A 16749-nucleotide genomic window follows, 5' to 3' on the forward strand; every position below is an offset into this window, starting at 1 on the left:
GACGCTTGAATCCGTTCAGGATCCTTGCGGTGTTTCACCCCGCGCCAGTCGGGCATTGATGTCTTCGATGACCGCCGGCAGATCGACGATGGTGTCGATCAGGTAGTGCGGGCGGGAGCCTTCGAACATCTTGACGATGCGGGCCCGCTCACTGTCCAGCCTGTCGGAAGGCAGGGCCTTGTATTGCTCGTAGGTCAAGCCCAGGGCATTGCCGGAACAGGTCAGCGCGACCGTCCACATCCCGGCGGCACGGCCTTCGAGAATGCCGGGCCAGGTGTCGTCGACCTTGACGCAGGCGGCGACGTCGCTGATCCCCAGGGCAATCACGTTGGCCAGGGCCTGAGCCGGGTAGGGGCGGCCGTTCGGCACTTCGTCGGTGGCCACCACATGGTCCGCCACGTAGCCATTGTGCCGCGCCAGTTCGACCACCTTTTCCATGACCACGGCCGGGTAACCGGAGCAGGAACCGATTTTCAGGCCCTTGTCGCGCAAGGCATCGATGGTGTTCAGCGCGCCGGGTATCAGGGCCGAGTGCAGGGCAATTTTCTCGATTTGCAGCGGCATGAAGCGCTCGTAGAGTGCGGTGACATCGTCATCGGTCGGCAGGCGGTCAAACACGGCACGGTAGCGCTCGGCGATCTGCGGCTGATTGCACAGGGTGCGGATGTGATCCCACTTGCCCATGCCCATCGGGCCCCGCGCTTCTTCCAGCGAAACGGCGACGCCGAACTCGGCAAAGGCTTCGACGAAAATCTGCGTGGGGGCGAAGGAGCCGAAATCGACAACGGTGCCGGCCCAGTCCAGGACCACGGCTTGCAGTTGGGTCGGTTGTTGGTAATTCATGGTGTTTCTCCATTTTTTGTTGTGGGCAGGCCGTCCCTCCTGTCACCAGGAAGTAGGCCTGTGGATTGCTCAAGGGTGAGACGAAATCAGGTGGCCGGCGTTGGGCTCGAGTCGAACAGCTCGGCGATCATCGGCCGGTTTCGGCGAATGCCCAGGCAGCACAGGTGGTAGTCGATGGAAAACGGGTGATTGACGAAGGTGATCGGTTTGGTGCCGGGCGTTTCGGCGTACTCGACGGCCGAGACGAAACCGATACCGATGCCCTTGGCGATGGCATGGACGATGGCCTCGCGGCTGTTCAACTGCATGACGCAATTGAGGGCGACGCCCAGGCGCTTGCAGCTTTCCTCTACCAATTGGCGAGTGCGGGAGCTTTTTTCCCGCAGCACCCATTTCTCTTCGCTGATCTGCTCGACATGTACTTCTTTCTGCCGGGCCCAGGGATGGTCCTCGCGCACCACCGCAATGATCGGGTAGCGCCGGTAAAGCTGCGTGTCAAAACGCTGGTCGAATTCGGACAGGGCCAGGATCGCCACATCGATATCGAAGTTGAACAGGCGATCCAGGGTCTCTTTTTCCGGAGAAAACGAGGTTTCCAGCTCGATGTCCGGGTGCCGCTGCATCAGTTCGTAGGTCAGGTTCATCGCAATGGGCGGGGACACCGCGCCCAGGCGCAGCATGCCGGTCTTGCGTTGCTTGAAACTCTGCAGCAGTTGCACGGCTTCATCCTCCTGGCCGAACAGGCCCTGGGTGATCGCATAGAGTTGGTGCCCGGCGGCACTCATTTCGATAAAGCGGCCGCGGCGATGGAACAGCTCCACGGAAAACTTCTTCTCCAGGGCATTGACCTGCTCACTGACCGTGGGCTGGCCGACGCTCAAATACTCGGCGGCGAGGGTGAAGCTGCCGGTCTTGGCCACCGCATGAAATGAACGTAGCCACTTGTGGTACTGGTACATAGACGATCCTGTTCAGAAGCCGCGCCTTCGATTCAACCTGCCGTGCCCGGCAATCAACGCCTGATGAACAACGCGACAATCGCACTGCACAGGCAGGCGCTGGTGACCACGATGAAGATCAGCGAGGTGTTGCCGGTACTGTCGAGCATACTGCCGATCAGCGGTTCCGCCAGGCCGGCGAACAGATAGGAAGAGAAGTTCATCACGCCGGTCGCCGTGCCGGCGCGCTTGGCGCCCACCAGGTCCGGGCACAGTGCCCAGAAGCTGGAAGCGGGGCCGTACACGAAGAAACCGCAGAGAAACAACGCCACAAGGCCGGTCGCGCTGTGGGGCGCAAGGGTCCACATCCACAAGCTGGTGGCGGCACCGAGGAACATGTAGAGCATGATCGCCAGGTAGCGCTTGGAACCGAACAGCTTATCCGAGATCCAGCCGTTGCTCAGCGCGCCGATGGCCATGCCGACCGGAAGGGCCACGGTGATCCATTTCGGATCGATCATGCTGTCGCCGCTTTTCCAGTTTGCGCCCAGAAAGTGCACCGGCACCCAGACGATCAAACCGTAGCGGGCAGCGTTCTGGAACCCCAGGGACACGGCAGCGATGATCAGGCGAAAGTTCTTCAGTACCGCTTTGTAGCGTTGCGCCGATGTTTCGGTTTCACCGTGCGCCACCTCATGGTTCTTGTCCTCGGCGTTGGCCACGCCTGTGTCGGCCAGCGGTTCGAATCCCAGGTCTTGTGGGCGCTCGCGGGCCACCAGGTAGAAGATGATGCCGCCCGCCAGCATGAGCAATACGGGCAGGCGGAAGATCCAGCGCCATTCCAGATGCATCACTTCCAGCACGACGATCGAGGTCACGTAGGAAAGAACGGAAGCGCAACCGGCCGCGAACACGTAGAAGCCGTAGACCTTGCCGCGTTCACCCGCGCTCCACCAGTTGGAGATCAGCCGGCTGCCCGGTGCCCAGCCCAATGCCTGGAAGTAGCCATTGATGCCCCAGGGCAAAATCAACGCGGCAAAGTTACTGGCGAAGCTCGTCACCCAGTTAGCGCCGCACGACAGTACCGCGCCCAGGGTCATGATGCGTCGGCCACCGAATTTGTCGGCGAGGTTGCCATTGATGGCCTGGCCAATGGCGTAGGCCCAGAGCATGGCGGCCGATACCCAGCCAAGGTGCTCTTTGGTAAAGCCGAACTCGGCCTGGATACCGGGAATGGCGAAACCGAACGTTTGTCGCCCGGTATAGAAAAACAGATAGCAAAACATGGCGGCCAGCAGCATGCGCCACTGGGCGACGCGAAACGATGCGCTGTGTACGGCGAGACCTGGCATGGTTTGGGCACGATTCATGATCTTTTCCTTATTCTTGTTCGTTCCCTGCGAGTTGCGTCGCAGGGTGCACTCTTTTTCAGGTGCGGCAGGAAATCGTCGCGGCTCGTTACGCCGCTGGCAGTGTAGTGTCTTGGGGGCTGTCGAGCCCTAGGCCGCTCGTGAGCCGATGAAGTTCTTGCCGCGCGCGCCTTGCAAGGCGAAGTCGATCATGGCTTGTGCTTCTTCGGCCGTTACGCCGTAGTCGGCGAACTCGGTTTTCACCTCCAGGCTGTGCAGGAAGGCGCGCAAACGGGTCTGGGCTTTATCCAGGTCTGGCCCGAAAACCCGTTGCAGGGTCTTGTCGCGCGTTGCGTCGTGGCCCCAGGCGAGGCCCAGTACCAGTGGCAAGGTGAAGGAGCAGGCGATGCCGTGGGGCAAGCCGTAGTGCAGGGTCATCTCATAGGAAATGGAGTGGGCCAGCGCGGTCTTGGTGTTGGAGAACGCCATGCCCGCCTTGAGTGCGGCGAGGGCCATCCGTGAACGCAGTTCCTGGTTGGACAGGTCACGCCGCAGCAAGGGCAGGCATTCGAGGATGTCTTCGATGGCAGAAATGGCGAAGGTGTCGGAAAGCGGGTTGGCGTTGATGTTCCAGATCGATTCCAGTGCGTGGGACAAAGCATCCAGGCCTGTGGAAACGGTGACGCTGGCTGGCACCGTGAGCATCAATTGCGGATCGATGATCGCGACCTTTGGCCAGGTGCAGTCCAGGTGCAGGGAATACTTCTTGTGGTTGGCCGCGTCCCAGATCGTCGCCCAGGGCGTGACTTCACTGCCGGTGCCTGCCGTGGTCGGGGCTGCGATCAGCTGTTTGCTGCGTACCGGAACGAAGGGTTTGCCGCTTGCCAGCAATGCCAGCAACTCATCGAAGCGGCCTGACTCGGTGCCGACAATCAACGCTTTAGCCGTGTCGATGGCACTGCCACCACCGACGGCAATCACCGCATGGCAATCGCCGGCTTCCTGCCAGAAGCGTTCATAGGTCGCGCGCAGTTGCGCGACATCGGGATTGGGCTGGACATCTTCGATCACGTAGACCAGACGTTCGCCCAGCAACGCTTGAAGGCGATCCACCAGCCCCAGGTCACGGGCTTCGGGAAATGTCACGACGGCAACGTTCTGGTATTCGGTGATGGCGGCCAGCTCTTGCAGGCTGCCCCAGCCGAAACGGGTATCCACTGGGTTGTGAAATCGGGCGGTCATGGCGGGTCCTTGGTTTTTGTTGTTGGAAGTGACGCCATGCTCGCGGTCCACGGACTGCTGCACAAATCGATAATTCGCAGGTTTGAATCGGCTGGGCCGATAACGACCGAAAAACAAATGTGGCGAGGGAGCTTGCTCCCGCTGGGTCGCGCAGCGGCCCCCTTTCGGGGACGGCTGCGCCGTCCAGCGGGAGCAAGCTCCCTCGCCACAGGTATGGCTATGGGTTTCTGTTCGGTTCAGACAAACAGGCGCAACAGTATCGTCGCCAGAATCACCGTCGAAGCCCCGCCGATGCGCGTGGAAATCTGCGCGAACGGCATCAGCGACATGCGGTTGGACGCCGAGAGGATCGCCACGTCTCCGGTGCCGCCCAGGCCGCTGTGACAGCAGGTCACGATGGCCGATTCGATGGGGTACATCTTCATCAGGTTGCCAATGAAAAAGCCGGCCACTGTCATCGACACCACCACCGAAACGCACACCAGTACATAGCCGACCGAGAACACTTTCACCACGCTGTCCAGCGGTACGTAGAGCATGCCCAGGCCGATCATGACCGGCCAGATGAAGGCCGACGACACCAGCTTGTAAAAGGTGTTGGCGCCTTTCTCGAGTTTCTCCGGCAGCACCCGAAGGTACTTAAACAGCACCGCCACGAGGATCATCATCACCGGGCCGGGAATGCCCACGACTTTTTCCAGCAGGCCGCCGAGGACGAAGAACGCGCAGATCACCAGCACCCCGGCACCCATGACACGGAAGTCGACAAGGGAGCCGGTGTCTTCCTTGACCTTGAATTTATCGTTCTCGTCCTTGGCGCGGATCAGCGAACCTTCGCCATTGATGTTCGGGCGTTTGAGGGCCAGGCGCGCGAGAACCCCGGCACAGATGATCGCCGCGATGTTGCCGACCACGGCGGCGGGCGCCAGTTGCGCCACGTAGATATCCGGAGTGCCGCCGAGGATCGACGAGTAGGCCAGCGACAGGGGCAGAATCCCTTCGCCGATCCCGCCGCCAATGATCGGCACGATGATGAAAAAGAACGTGTGGTGAAAGCTGTAGCCCACCAGTTTGCCGACCAGCAGCCCGCTGGCAACGGCGGCCAGGGTGCCGACGAGCAGGGGAATGAACATCCGCAGCATGCCCTGGACCAGGATGAAACGGCTCATCCCCAGAATGCTGCCGACCACCAGGCTGGCGATCACGAAGTACAGGAAGTTGGCTTCCTTCATGAGCATTTTGGTCGCGTCGATCGTCGCCGGCCCGAAGAAGCCGTAGAACACCAGGATCGACGGCAGCATCAGGCACAGGATGGCGCCGCCGCCGATTTCCTTGAGGATCGGCAGGCGCGAGCCCAACTGGCCGAAGAACACGCCCATGGTCATGATCACGGCGAGCCCGCCGATCATGTTCTTGGGCAGGAAGCCCAGGTGGGCCGAGAGATAAACGATGACTGCGATGCCGAGAAAGATCGGCAGCGGGATGACGCCGATTTCGTAGGCGCAGAGGCTGCGCAGGCGTTGCACGAAACCGCCGTCGGGGGTGTTAAGGGTTTGCTCGTAGGGCTTGTTCATGTCGCGCTTTCCTCATGTTGTTTTTATCGAGGATTCAGAAACCACGGTTGGCCGGGGATGGATTGCCACTCGGTAGATCGATGCTATCCTTCGCGAATAACGCGATAAACAGCAAAAGTATGAGGCGTATGAACACGAATCGTGATCAGTTTCCCTTGCCTGAAGACCTCAAGGTGTTCCTCACCGTCGTGCGCAAAAACGGCTTCGCCAGCGCCGCCGAGGAGCTTGGGTATTCGCCGGCCTACATCAGCAAACGCATTTCCGTGCTGGAAAGCACGCTCTCGACCCGCCTGCTGCACCGCACAACAAGACGCATCGCGCTGACCGACGACGGCGAGCGGGTGCGGGTGTGGGCGGAGAAGTTGCTGGGTGATTTCGATGATTTCGTCGGCGAAATATCCGAGGCGCGGCAACAACCCATGGGCTCGTTGCACATCTGCAGCAGCTTCGGTTTTGGCCGCAACCATGTGGCGCCGGCCATCTGCGAGCTGTCGCAGACCTATCCCAAACTCGAACTGCGCCTGGACGTGTTCGATCGCGTGGTCGATATCGTCGGTGAAGGGTTCGATCTGGAGATTCGCGTGGGGGATGACCTGCCGGGCCAGCACCTGGGGCGCAAACTGGTAAGCAACCGGCGGGTGCTGTGTGCGACGCCCGAGTACCTGGAACGGCGCGGTGTACCGCAATCGCTGGCTGACCTCAAAGACCACGATTGCCTGGTGCTCAAGGAACGCAACAACGCGTTCGGTGTGTGGAGCCTGACGAAGGACGGGCAAGAGGAATCGGTGCGTGTCAGCGGGCCGTTATCCTCGAACAACGGTGAGATCGTGTTGCAGTGGGCCTTGAGTGGCGGCGGGATCCTGTTGCGCTCGATGTGGGATGTGAAGCCGATGCTGGAGCAGGGGCGACTGGTGCAGGTGCTGCACGATTACACCCAGAGCGCCAACGTGTGGGCGGTATACCCGACACGGCTGAGCCAGTCGGCCAAGCTGCGGGTTTGTGTCGAGTTTCTCGAGGAGTATTTTCGTCATCTGTCGGTTGAGTGAGGCCGTCATCACCACCTCTTGGTGGAATGAGGCAGCCACACTCACCTCTGTGGCGAGGGAGCTTGCTCCCGCTGGACTGCGTAGCAGGCCTTCTTTTGGGGCCGCTACGCAGCCCAGCGGGAGCAAGCTCCCTCGCCACAGGTTTCCATCAGTTCAACCAGGGATTGTTCCGCCCGTTGCTACGTGGTGCCAATGGCGTCCAGCCCCACCGGCGTCATTATCCTCTGTAGGAGCGAGCTTGCTCCGGGCGGCGATCCGACGATGGATTCAAGAGCGCCGCGTTTAGCCAGTAAACACGCGTTATCGTTAACGACCATCGCGAGCAGGCTCGCTCCTACAGGATCCTAATCAGACCAACCAGGGATTTTCCGCCAGGTGCCGGGTTTCGAACTGGCGTATCTGTTCCGCCCGTTGCAACGTGGTGCCAATGGCGTCCAGCCCCAGCAGCAACGATTGCTTGCGCAGTTCATCGATCTCGAACGGGATCAGGTTGCCGTCCGCCAGTTCGATGGTTTGCTCCGGCAGGTTGACGCTGATTCGAGCCGTTGCCGGGTTGCTGGTCAACGCGGCAATCTGCTTGAGTTGTTCCTCGGTCAGCTGAATCGCCAACACCCCATTGCGCTGGCAGTTGTCGTAGAAAATGCCGGCGAAGCTTGTGCCGATCAGTGCCCGGATGCCGACTTGCTTCAGGCCCCAGACCGCATGCTCGCGGCTCGAACCACAGCCGAAATTGGCACCCACCACCAGAAACGCAGCCTCGCTCCAGGCCGGTTGGTTGAGGATGAACCGCGGATCGGGTTCGCCGGACTCAAGGAACCTCAAGTCAAAGAACAGACCCTTGTCCAGGCCCTTGCGATCAATCCCTTTGAGGAACTGCTTGGGCATGATCACGTCGGTGTCGATGTTGGCGGCCAGAAGCGGGGCGGCGCTGCCGCTGACGATAGCGAAAGGTTGCATGGTTCAAGCCTCCAGCGCGAAGGTGCGCACGTCGGTCAAGTGCCCGGTAATCGCTGCGGCGGCGACCATGGCCGGGCTCATCAAATGGGTGCGCGCACCGGCGCCTTGCCGGCCTTCGAAGTTGCGGTTGGTGCTTGACGCACAACGATCACCGGGGGCGAGCACGTCGTCATTCATGGCCAGGCACATCGAGCAACCCGATTGGCGCCATTCAAAACCGGCATCGAGGAAGATCTGCGCCAATCCTTCGTCTTCGGCCTGGTCACGCACCATCGTCGAACCGGGAACAATCATGGCCCGCACGTGGGCCGCCACCCGTTTGCCGCGCACGACGCGGGCGACATCGCGCAGGTCCTCGATGCGCGCATTGGTGCACGAGCCGATGAAAGCGTGGCTGATCACCACGTCGCTGAGCGGCATGCCCGGCTCCAGGCCCATGTAGTTCAAGGCGCGTTGCATGCCCTGGCGCAGGATCAGATCCGGCTGCGCGGCCGGGTCCGGCACATGCCCGCCCACCGGTGCGGCCTGATCGGGGCTGGTGCCCCAGGTGACCATGGGTTCGAGCGCCGCGACATCCAGGGTGACTTCGCGATCGAACACCGCACCCTCGTCGCTGTGCAGGCCGCGCCATGTTGCGACGGCCTGTTCCCACAGCTGGCCCCGGGGTGCACGGGGCTTGCATTGCAGGTAGGCGAAGACCTTGTCATCCGGGGCCATGAACGCGCCTCGGGCGCCGGCCTCGACGGCCATGTTGCAGATGGTCATGCGCGCTTCGACGCTGAGGTCGCTGATCGCCGGGCCGGCGAATTCGATGGCATAGCCCGTGGCGCCCGAAGCGCCGATTTTCTCGATCAGGGCCATGATGATGTCCTTGGACGTCACGCCAGGCCCGAGCAGGCCATTGACCGTTACGCGCATCGTCTTCAGGCACTTGTAGACCAGGGTTTGCGAGGCCAGCAGGTGTTCGATTTCCGAAGTGCCGATGCCGAAGCCGAAGGCACCCAGGGCACCGTAGGTGGTGGTGTGGCTGTCGCCGGCGGCAACGACCATGCCGGGCAGGATAAAGCCCTGCTCGGGGGCCACGACGTGCTCGATGCCCTGGCGCTTGTCCAGCACATCGAACAGTTCGATGCCGAAGTCGCGGCAGTTTTCTTCGAAGTAGGACACCTGACGGGCGCCGCCAGCGTCCGGCATGGCGGCAACGCGTGTCGGCGCCGTGGGATTGACGTGGTCGACCACCGCCAGCGTCGCACTCGGCCGCCAGGCTTTGCGACCCGCGTCGCGCATGCCGCTGAAGGCTTGCGGGCTGGTGTATTCGTTGGCGACCTGGCGGTCGATGTACAGCAGCACGTGGCCCTGATCGTCGAGGGCGCAGACGGTGTGACTGTCGATATGTTTCTGGTAGAGCGTTCTGGGGCTGTGCATGGTGTGGGCTCTTGTTGTCATGCGAGATCACGGAAACGTACCCACAGCATATTCGTCGCCATTCCTGCATCAAGCGCCATTAAGTGAAGGCATTGAACACGTTGTGTGAATGATCGATGGCTGCCCGGCGTAAAGAAATCACCTGGAACACTATAGGAAATGCCGTAATCGATGGGGTTCTTATCAATATCCCGCCTGCGGGGGCTGCCTTAGGCTGTGGGCTTTTGGCAAACCAATGGGCGGAGTCGCCATGCGTTTTTATGAACTGATCACTTTCACCGTGCGGGTGCGCACGGTGGCGCAAGCATTGGCGCAGATCGAGGCGGCGCTGGACGATCCGAACGTCGGCGGCACGCTGATGGGCTGCTGGGCCTCTGAGATCGGCCAGTTGAACCAGATCGCTGTGCTGCGCGGCTACGCAGATGAGCACCTCAGGCAAGCGGAGCGCGAGCGTTTCCTGCTGGGGGGCGGGGCGTTTGGCGTCAACGAGTTCATCACCGACCTGCGCATCGAAAACTACACGTTGTTTCCCTTCCTCGAACCCTTGAGCGCCGGCCAGCACGGTCCGTTCTATGAGTTGCGCGTTTACGATCTGGTCAGCAGCGGCTTGCAGCCGACACTCGACGGCTGGAGCAAAGCCATCGAGGCGCGAACCGCAGAGCAATATTCGCCGGTGTACGCGGCGTTTTACGCCACCGACGGCGCGCTGCCGCGTTACCTGCACATCTGGCCGTGGCCCAGCCTTGAGCAGCGCTTGCAGGTGCGCACCCAGGCGGTCGCCGATGGCGTCTGGCCGCCGGAAAACTCCGGCCCGCAACTGCGCGACATGTGCTCGACGATCTACCTGCCGACGAAGTTTTCGCCCTTGCAATGACGAGGGCTCGGCTCATGCGCAGCCGAGCGCTGCGGATTAGCGACGCGCCGGGAATGGCCCTGTAAACTGGCGGCGCAAAAGGCGCTCGCCTTACCCTTTCCAGCAAGAGAACTTCCAATGGCAAACCACGACCTGACCTTTACGCCTGACCTCGATGCCGACTCGATTTCCTCCGACGTCGTCGGTTTCGCCGGTGTGCTGGTCTCCACCCAGATCCCCACCCGTGCCGACGGCAGCCTGGAACTGGGCGACATCACCCTGCAAAGCGAATGCACCCTGCAAGCGCTGAAGGTCGCACTGGAACGTGCCGGCAGCTCCATGGACCGCGTGATGCACCTGACCATCTACCTCACCGACATGGCCGACCGCGCCGCGTTCAACGAGGTCTACAAGCGCTACTTCGCCAAGCCGTGGCCAGTGCGCGCCGCTGTCGGGGTTGCCTCGCTGGCGGTGGAAGGCATGCGCGTGGAAGTGACCGCGATGGCGGCCAAGGCCTGATCTCGGCAACACACACACACACTGTGCGAGCGGGCTTGCCCGCGATGGCGGCGTGTCAGCTTGCACAGGTGTTGACTGACCCAGCGCTTTCGCGGGCAAGCCCGCTCCCACAGTTGAATGTTGTTGTGCACAAATTCTGGGTACGACATGAAATCCCCTTGTGGGAGTGGGCTTGCTCGCGAAGGCGGCGTGTCAGCTTGCACAGGTGTTGACTGACCCAGCGCTTTCGCGGGCAAGCCCGCTCCCACAGTTGAATGTTGTTGTGCACAAATTCTGAGTACGACATAAATCCCCTTGTGGGAGCGGGCTTGCCCGCGAAGGCGGCGTGTCAGTCGACATCCATTTTGGCTGTCACACCGCCATCGCGAGCAAGCTCGCTCCCACAGAGGATCTTGGGCATTTGGCCGACGCCGATCAAATAATGTAGGAGCGAGGCTGGCCAGGCTTGCCCGAAACGCCACCTGGCAGCATACGGGTGCCGGTCGGGCGTTTCGCCGCTACAATGCACGCCTCGACCGTGACAAGCCTGACTAAAAAACTATGTCTTTGCCCAAACATCACCTGGAATTGCTCAGCCCCGCCCGCGATGTCGCCATCGCCCGCGAGGCTATCCTGCATGGTGCCGATGCCGTGTACATCGGCGGCCCGAGCTTCGGCGCCCGCCACAACGCCTGCAACGAGGTGAGCGAGATTGCCGAGCTGGTGGAATTCGCCCGTCGTTATCACGCGCGGATCTTCACCACCATCAACACGATCCTGCACGACAACGAACTGGAGCCGGCCCGCCAGCTGATCCACCAGTTGTACGACGCCGGCGTCGATGCGCTGATCGTCCAGGACCTGGGTGTGATGGAACTGGACATTCCGCCGATCGAACTGCACGCCAGTACCCAGACCGACATCCGCACCCTGGAGCGGGCGAAGTTCCTCGATCAGGCCGGTTTCTCGCAGCTGGTGCTGGCCCGCGAGCTGAACCTCAAGGAAATCCGCGCCATCGCCGACGAAACCGACGCGGCCATCGAGTTCTTTATCCATGGCGCGTTGTGCGTGGCGTTTTCCGGCCAGTGCAACATTTCCCACGCGCAGACCGGGCGCAGCGCCAACCGTGGCGACTGCTCCCAGGCTTGCCGCCTGCCGTACACCCTCAAGGACGAAAAGGGTGGGGTGATCGCTTACGAAAAGCACCTGCTGTCGATGAAGGACAACAACCAGAGCGCCAACATCCGCGCGCTGGTCGAGGCGGGTGTGCGCTCGTTCAAGATCGAAGGCCGCTACAAGGACATGGGCTATGTGAAGAACATCACCGCCTACTACCGCCAGCGTCTCGACGACGTCCTCGAAGACCGCCCGGACCTGGCCCGCGCTTCCAGCGGCCGCACCGCGCACTTCTTCCTGCCCGACCCGGAAAAGACCTTCCACCGTGGCAGCACCGATTACTTCGTCACGGACCGCAAGATCGATATCGGCGCCTTTGACTCGCCGACCTTCACCGGTCTGCCGGTGGGTGTGGTCGAGAAGGTCGCCAAGCGTGACATGCAGGTCGTGACGCACGAGCCGCTGTCCAACGGTGACGGCCTCAACGTGCTGGTCAAGCGTGAAGTGGTGGGGTTCCGCGCCAACATCGCCGAACCCAAGGGCGAATTCGAGGAGGACGGCGAGAAGCGTTATCGCTATCGCGTCGAGCCCAACGAGATGCCGGAGGGGATGTACAAGCTGCGCCCCAACCATCCGCTGAATCGCAATCTCGATCACAACTGGCAGCAGGCGCTGCAACGGACCTCGGCCGAGCGTCGCATCGCCCTGAGCTGGGTCGCTCGCCTGCGCGAAGAACAGCTGGAACTGACCGCGACCAGCGAGGAGGGCATCAGCGCCAGCGTCACTCTGGCCGGCCCGTTCGGCGCGGCCAACAAGCCGGAGCAGGCGCTGGAGCAGTTGCAGGATCTGCTCGGACAGCTGGGGACCACCCAGTACCACGCGATCGACATCAAGCTGGATGCGCCGCAGGCGTTCTTCATCCCGAACTCGCAGCTCAAGGCCTTGCGCCGCGAAGTGATCGAGGCCTTGACCCAGGCGCGGGTCGCCGCCCACCCGCGCGGCAGCCGTAAAGCCGAAACCACGCCGCCGCCGGTGTACCCGGAGTCGCACCTGACCTTCCTGGCCAACGTCTACAACCAGAAGGCCCGCGACTTCTATCACCGCCATGGGGTCAAGCTGATCGACGCGGCCTACGAGGCCCACGAGGAAGCCGGCGAAGTGCCGGTGATGATCACCAAGCACTGCCTGCGTTTCTCCTTCAACCTGTGTCCGAAACAGGCCAAGGGCGTGACCGGCGTGCGCACCAAGGTCGCGCCGATGCAGCTGATTCACGGCGATGAAGTGCTGACGCTGAAGTTCGATTGCAAGCCGTGCGAAATGCACATCATCGGCAAGATGAAGGGCCACATCCTCAACCTGCCGCAACCGGGCAGCGTGGTCGGTCACATCAGCCCCGAAGACCTGCTCAAGACCATCCCGCGCGCACCGCACTGAGTGACCGGCGAGCGCGCCGCAACGGCGCGCTCGCCTGTTGTTCAATACCCCGTGTAATTGAAGTAAACGACTGCCACGGCAACCGCGAGGCCAAAGGCTGCCAGGGCTTTTGCCTGTGCGCTTGCCTGAAATTCACTCGACGCCTGCTCAAGGGGATGCGCGTACGCGGTGGGGTCCTGGCGGCGCTGTCGCATGGCCCGATAGCTGTAGCGCAAGCCGATCAGCAGGGAAATGGCGATCAGGCCGAGGATCAGCCTGCGTATCGGTGGTTTTCCAGTGGCAGCCAGGCTGCCCTCGTGTTCACAGGCCGAGCTCCCGAATTCCACCACGGAAACCGGTTGGTAGGCCGCCGGGGACTGCTTTGCATCTTGCATCGCCGCCATCTGCTCCAGATCCAGTGCCTGATACTTCCACAGTGTCGACGATCCTTCCCGGCAGAAAGTGAACGCAACGGGGCTCGAGGCGCCAATGACGCACGCGTCACTGATGCCGATTTTTTTCAGGGTTTCGGTCGCAGACCGGGTGAAGTCCAGTTCGAGGACAGGAATGACGCCGTTGGCAGACACCGCGACCGACACCAGCAGGCCCGCGATGGCGCAGAGGGTTGATATTTTCAAGGTATGGGCGTCCTCGTTTGTAGTTTTTTTTGTTTTAAACGCGGAGTCTGGTTGCAACCTGCTGTTGCTGGAGTCTAGACGCTGGCGACAAACCCGCAGCAGCAGTCGTTGCTATCCACAGGTCTCGAGGACGGCTTTTTCAGCTCGTTTGAATTCCTGTTTGATGTCGGTGGGGATGCGTTGCTTTTTGAGTTCCTGGCCGAGGAAGGGTTGATCGCTGCGGGAGTGGACTTCGGCGTCTTCGGCCGTTATCTGTGCTTCGATGGCGGCGGCGTGTTTGTCGATGACGGCATTGACCTCGGCTTCGTTCCTGGCCGTATCGAGTGCCAGGACCAACTGGCCGGCCTCGGCTTTTTCGGCCTCGGCATAGGCTTCGACCGTCAACCCGGAGGCCAGGGCCCGCGCCTGGGTTTCCAGGCCGTTGAGATGCTCCCGGGCGGCCCTGCAGACCGTTTCCTGTCTCTGGCTCTCAATGTGTTCCCAGGTGTTCAGTCCATAAATCGCGGCCCCGACCACCAGGATGGTTGCAAAGGTGCCCATCAATTTGCCTTTCACATTTTGCGCCCTCAAATGGCAAAGGAGGGGTGTTGAGCAAACGATTCCTGATTCCATCCCCTAAAGGAAAAGCGTAGCAGACGTGATCGGGCCGAATGTGCGCCGACCACTTCTCCGGGACCCGGCTGAACACTAAGCGTCTGTTTTAAAAAACAAATTGTTTTATTGGGGCTTCCCATACAAGGCAAAAGTTGGTAAATTGCCGCCCACTCTTGCACAGATCCTCAGGGAACCTGTCGCGCAAGCAGGCAACAGCACTGTTGCCACTCGAGAAAGCGAGTGCCTGGCACTCATCGCAACAGATACAGGGGCGTCGCCAAGCGGTAAGGCAGCAGGTTTTGATCCTGCCATGCGTTGGTTCGAATCCAGCCGCCCCTGCCATTTTTCTTCTTGCTCAATCAGAAAACACTCGACCGACGGTTGTTGTTCGTCGATTCGCCGGTTTTTTGCGCTCGTTATTCATGTTCCGGATGTTCCCTCGCAAACCCGCGTGCAGCCAAGGCTCGCGCAAGGTCTTTGTGCGCGAGCCCCTAGCGAAAGCGCTCCGGGATGGCCTCGGCAAACGGATACCAGGCAAACCAGGGCCTTGCCTCGTCGATCACCCGCTTGACCGAGGGCCTTTCGGTCAACCTGTCGAAATAAGCGCTCAGGTGGCGCTGATCGTCGGCATAGGGGACGAGGGTGCTGGCGTAGAACAGCGCCGGGGCGGCGGCGCAATCGGCCATGCTGAATGCCGGGCTGGCCACCCAGGTTTTTGCCGCCAGTTGCCGTTCAAGCAGGCCGTACGCCGTTGTCAGCGCGGCGCGCTCGCGAGTCAGGTCGCCGTTGGCGGCGTTCAGGCGGTCAGCGACGATTTTCTGCATCGGCACCTGTACGTGGAGGTCGAAAAAGCGATCCCACAGCCGCACTTCCAGGGCGGCTTCCCAATCGTGGGGAATCAGGTGCGCCTGGCCGGCATGGAGCCGGTCCAGATATTCAATGATCACACTCGACTCCGGCACGTTCTTTTGCCGGGTGTGATCGCGAAGCACCGGGAACTTGCCGATCGGCCACAGCGCTTGAAGTTCGGCCCGATCGGCGTCGTTGCCCAGGTCGATAACCCTTTTTTCAAACTCGATGTCCAGTTCATAGAGGGCGATCAGTGCTTTGTGGCAGAACGACGAGAGCGGGTGGAAATAAAGAGTCAGTGACATCCTTCCATTCCTCGGTGAGATGCAAACCGCTTCATTATCCGTCGCCATCGGCCAATGCGCGAGGCGCGCCATCATGATGTGCGGTGCGGGCTGTTCGGGTTAGAGTGCAGATCCTGGCCTGAATATCAGGCATGCCACGTTCAGGGTCATACCGCCATGCACCAGATCGGACTCATTGTTTATCCCGGTTTTCAGGTTCTGGGCCTGGCCATGTGTGCCGCCTTCGAATTGGCCAACTGTGCCGGTGACGAGCCGTTGTACCGCATTGCCTTGTTGTCCGAACCGGGTGGCCTGGTGCAAACGTCCGCCGGTTTTGCTGTGCAGACCGAAGCGTTTGACCAGCGCGCGTTCGATACGCTGCTGGTCCTGGGCGACAACCTGATCCGCCCGACCACTGCGGGCATGCTGGCGTTCTTGCGCCGCGCTAGTCAGGGCACTCGACGCCTGGGCTCGATTTGCACGGGGGCGATTGCCTTGGCGGAGGCCGGTTTGCTTGATGGTCGGCGGGCGACCACCCACTGGGCGCATGTGCCAGCCTTTCGCAAGGCGTACCCGAACGTGAAGGTCGAGCAAGACCGGATCTTCGTCAATGATGGTCATCTGTGGACGGCGGCGGGCATGAGCGCGTGCGTGGACCTGGCGTTGGCGCTGGTGGAGCAGGACCTGGGCGCCGACCTTGCACGCAAGGTGGCGCGGCAGCTGGTGGTCTACCACCGACGTTCCGGCGGGCAGTCGCAGTTTTCCGTGATGCTGGAACTGGCCCCCAAGACCGATCGGATTCAGGCCGCGCTGAACTACGCCAGGCAGAATCTCAAGTCCGCGCTGTCGGTCGAGGAGCTGGCCAGCGCGGCCAATCTCAGCCCCCGGCAATTCAGTCGGGTGTTTCATGCCGAAACCGGCCAGTCTCCGGCCAAGGCCATCGAAAGCCTGCGGGTCGAGTCGGCCCGGTTGATGATGGAAACCGGACGTCACTCCATCGATGTGGTGGCGACGGACACGGGGTTTGGTGACCGGGAGCGGATGCGTCGTGCTTTCATTCGTGCCTTCGGGCAGCCGCCGCAGGTGATTCAGCGCGCCAGTCGGGATTGATTTGTTGATGTCCTGAAAAG

General features: G+C 61.5%; 15 protein-coding genes and 1 tRNA gene. 6 read left to right on the forward strand and 10 right to left on the reverse strand.

The features are described 5' to 3' along the window. Positions 1-15: 15 nt before the first annotated feature. The 5 genes from phnX to C9422_RS26805 form a co-directional block, all read right to left on the reverse strand. A complete protein-coding gene (gene phnX / locus C9422_RS26780; protein ID WP_007980567.1) occupies positions 16-843 on the reverse strand; it encodes a phosphonoacetaldehyde hydrolase in 828 nt (275 codons plus the stop codon). Positions 844-929: 86 nt separating this feature from the next. Continuing rightward, the gene (locus C9422_RS26785) at positions 930-1802 is read right to left on the reverse strand and encodes a LysR substrate-binding domain-containing protein (RefSeq protein WP_007980564.1); all 873 of its coding nucleotides are present in this window, start codon (positions 1800-1802) and stop codon (positions 930-932) included. 53 nt (positions 1803-1855) lie between these two features. Beyond that, positions 1856-3151 (reverse strand): MFS transporter, encoded by a 1296-nt coding sequence (locus C9422_RS26790; RefSeq protein ID WP_116582770.1) that lies wholly within the window; start codon positions 3149-3151, stop codon positions 1856-1858. Positions 3152-3280: 129 nt separating this feature from the next. Beyond that, on the reverse strand, positions 3281-4372 hold the full coding sequence (psrA, locus tag C9422_RS26795; RefSeq protein WP_116582771.1) for an iron-containing alcohol dehydrogenase PsrA: 1092 nt from the start codon (positions 4370-4372) through the stop codon (positions 3281-3283). Between the two features lie 236 nt (positions 4373-4608). Beyond that, entirely contained in the window at positions 4609-5946 is a 1338-nt protein-coding gene (locus C9422_RS26805; protein WP_116582773.1) for a 2-hydroxycarboxylate transporter family protein, read from the reverse strand. A 128-nt stretch (positions 5947-6074) separates the two neighbouring features. On the opposite strand from C9422_RS26805, the gene C9422_RS26810 reads away from it, so the two are divergent. Continuing rightward, complete coding sequence (locus C9422_RS26810; RefSeq protein WP_116582774.1) at positions 6075-6992, forward strand: LysR substrate-binding domain-containing protein; 918 nt, start codon at positions 6075-6077, stop codon at positions 6990-6992. Positions 6993-7340: 348 nt separating this feature from the next. Here C9422_RS26810 and leuD read toward each other — a convergent pair whose 3' ends face one another. Next, positions 7341-7949 carry a 3-isopropylmalate dehydratase small subunit gene (gene leuD, locus C9422_RS26815; RefSeq protein ID WP_116582775.1) on the reverse strand — a complete coding sequence of 203 codons (609 nt, stop codon included), beginning with the start codon at positions 7947-7949 and terminating at the stop codon, positions 7341-7343. Between the two features lie 3 nt (positions 7950-7952). Then, a complete protein-coding gene (gene leuC / locus C9422_RS26820) occupies positions 7953-9374 on the reverse strand; it encodes a 3-isopropylmalate dehydratase large subunit (protein WP_116582776.1) in 1422 nt (473 codons plus the stop codon). A gap of 250 nt (positions 9375-9624) precedes the next feature. Between leuC and C9422_RS26825 the strand changes: the two genes are divergently transcribed. The 3 genes from C9422_RS26825 to C9422_RS26840 all read left to right on the forward strand — a co-directional run bounded on the left by C9422_RS26825 (position 9625) and on the right by C9422_RS26840 (position 13275). After that, a complete protein-coding gene (locus tag C9422_RS26825; protein WP_116582777.1) occupies positions 9625-10248 on the forward strand; it encodes an NIPSNAP family protein in 624 nt (207 codons plus the stop codon). Positions 10249-10365: 117 nt separating this feature from the next. Next, positions 10366-10746 carry a RidA family protein gene (locus C9422_RS26830; RefSeq protein WP_116582778.1) on the forward strand — a complete coding sequence of 127 codons (381 nt, stop codon included), beginning with the start codon at positions 10366-10368 and terminating at the stop codon, positions 10744-10746. Between the two features lie 540 nt (positions 10747-11286). Continuing rightward, positions 11287-13275: a U32 family peptidase gene (locus tag C9422_RS26840; protein ID WP_102702707.1), complete on the forward strand. Its 1989-nt coding sequence runs from the start codon at positions 11287-11289 to the stop codon at positions 13273-13275. 41 nt (positions 13276-13316) lie between these two features. Here the strand turns inward: C9422_RS26840 and C9422_RS26845 are convergent, their stop codons facing one another. Continuing rightward, positions 13317-13949, reverse strand: a complete 633-nt coding sequence (locus C9422_RS26845) for a hypothetical protein (protein WP_371924868.1) — start codon at positions 13947-13949, stop codon at positions 13317-13319. A 54-nt stretch (positions 13950-14003) separates the two neighbouring features. Then, entirely contained in the window at positions 14004-14432 is a 429-nt protein-coding gene (locus C9422_RS26850) for a hypothetical protein (protein ID WP_104447448.1), read from the reverse strand. Positions 14433-14753: 321 nt separating this feature from the next. Between C9422_RS26850 and C9422_RS26855 the strand changes: the two genes are divergently transcribed. Next, positions 14754-14828, forward strand: a tRNA-Gln gene (locus tag C9422_RS26855). 149 nt (positions 14829-14977) lie between these two features. Here C9422_RS26855 and C9422_RS26860 read toward each other — a convergent pair. Continuing rightward, positions 14978-15640, reverse strand: a complete 663-nt coding sequence (locus tag C9422_RS26860) for a glutathione S-transferase family protein (RefSeq protein WP_116582781.1) — start codon at positions 15638-15640, stop codon at positions 14978-14980. Positions 15641-15796: 156 nt separating this feature from the next. Between C9422_RS26860 and C9422_RS26865 the strand changes: the two genes are divergently transcribed. After that, a complete protein-coding gene (locus C9422_RS26865; protein ID WP_116582782.1) occupies positions 15797-16729 on the forward strand; it encodes a GlxA family transcriptional regulator in 933 nt (310 codons plus the stop codon). Positions 16730-16749: the final 20 nt, after the last annotated feature.

The sequence above is a fragment of the Pseudomonas sp. B1(2018) genome, assembly GCF_003097365.1.
GTDB lineage: Bacteria > Pseudomonadota > Gammaproteobacteria > Pseudomonadales > Pseudomonadaceae > Aquipseudomonas > Aquipseudomonas laurylsulfatiphila.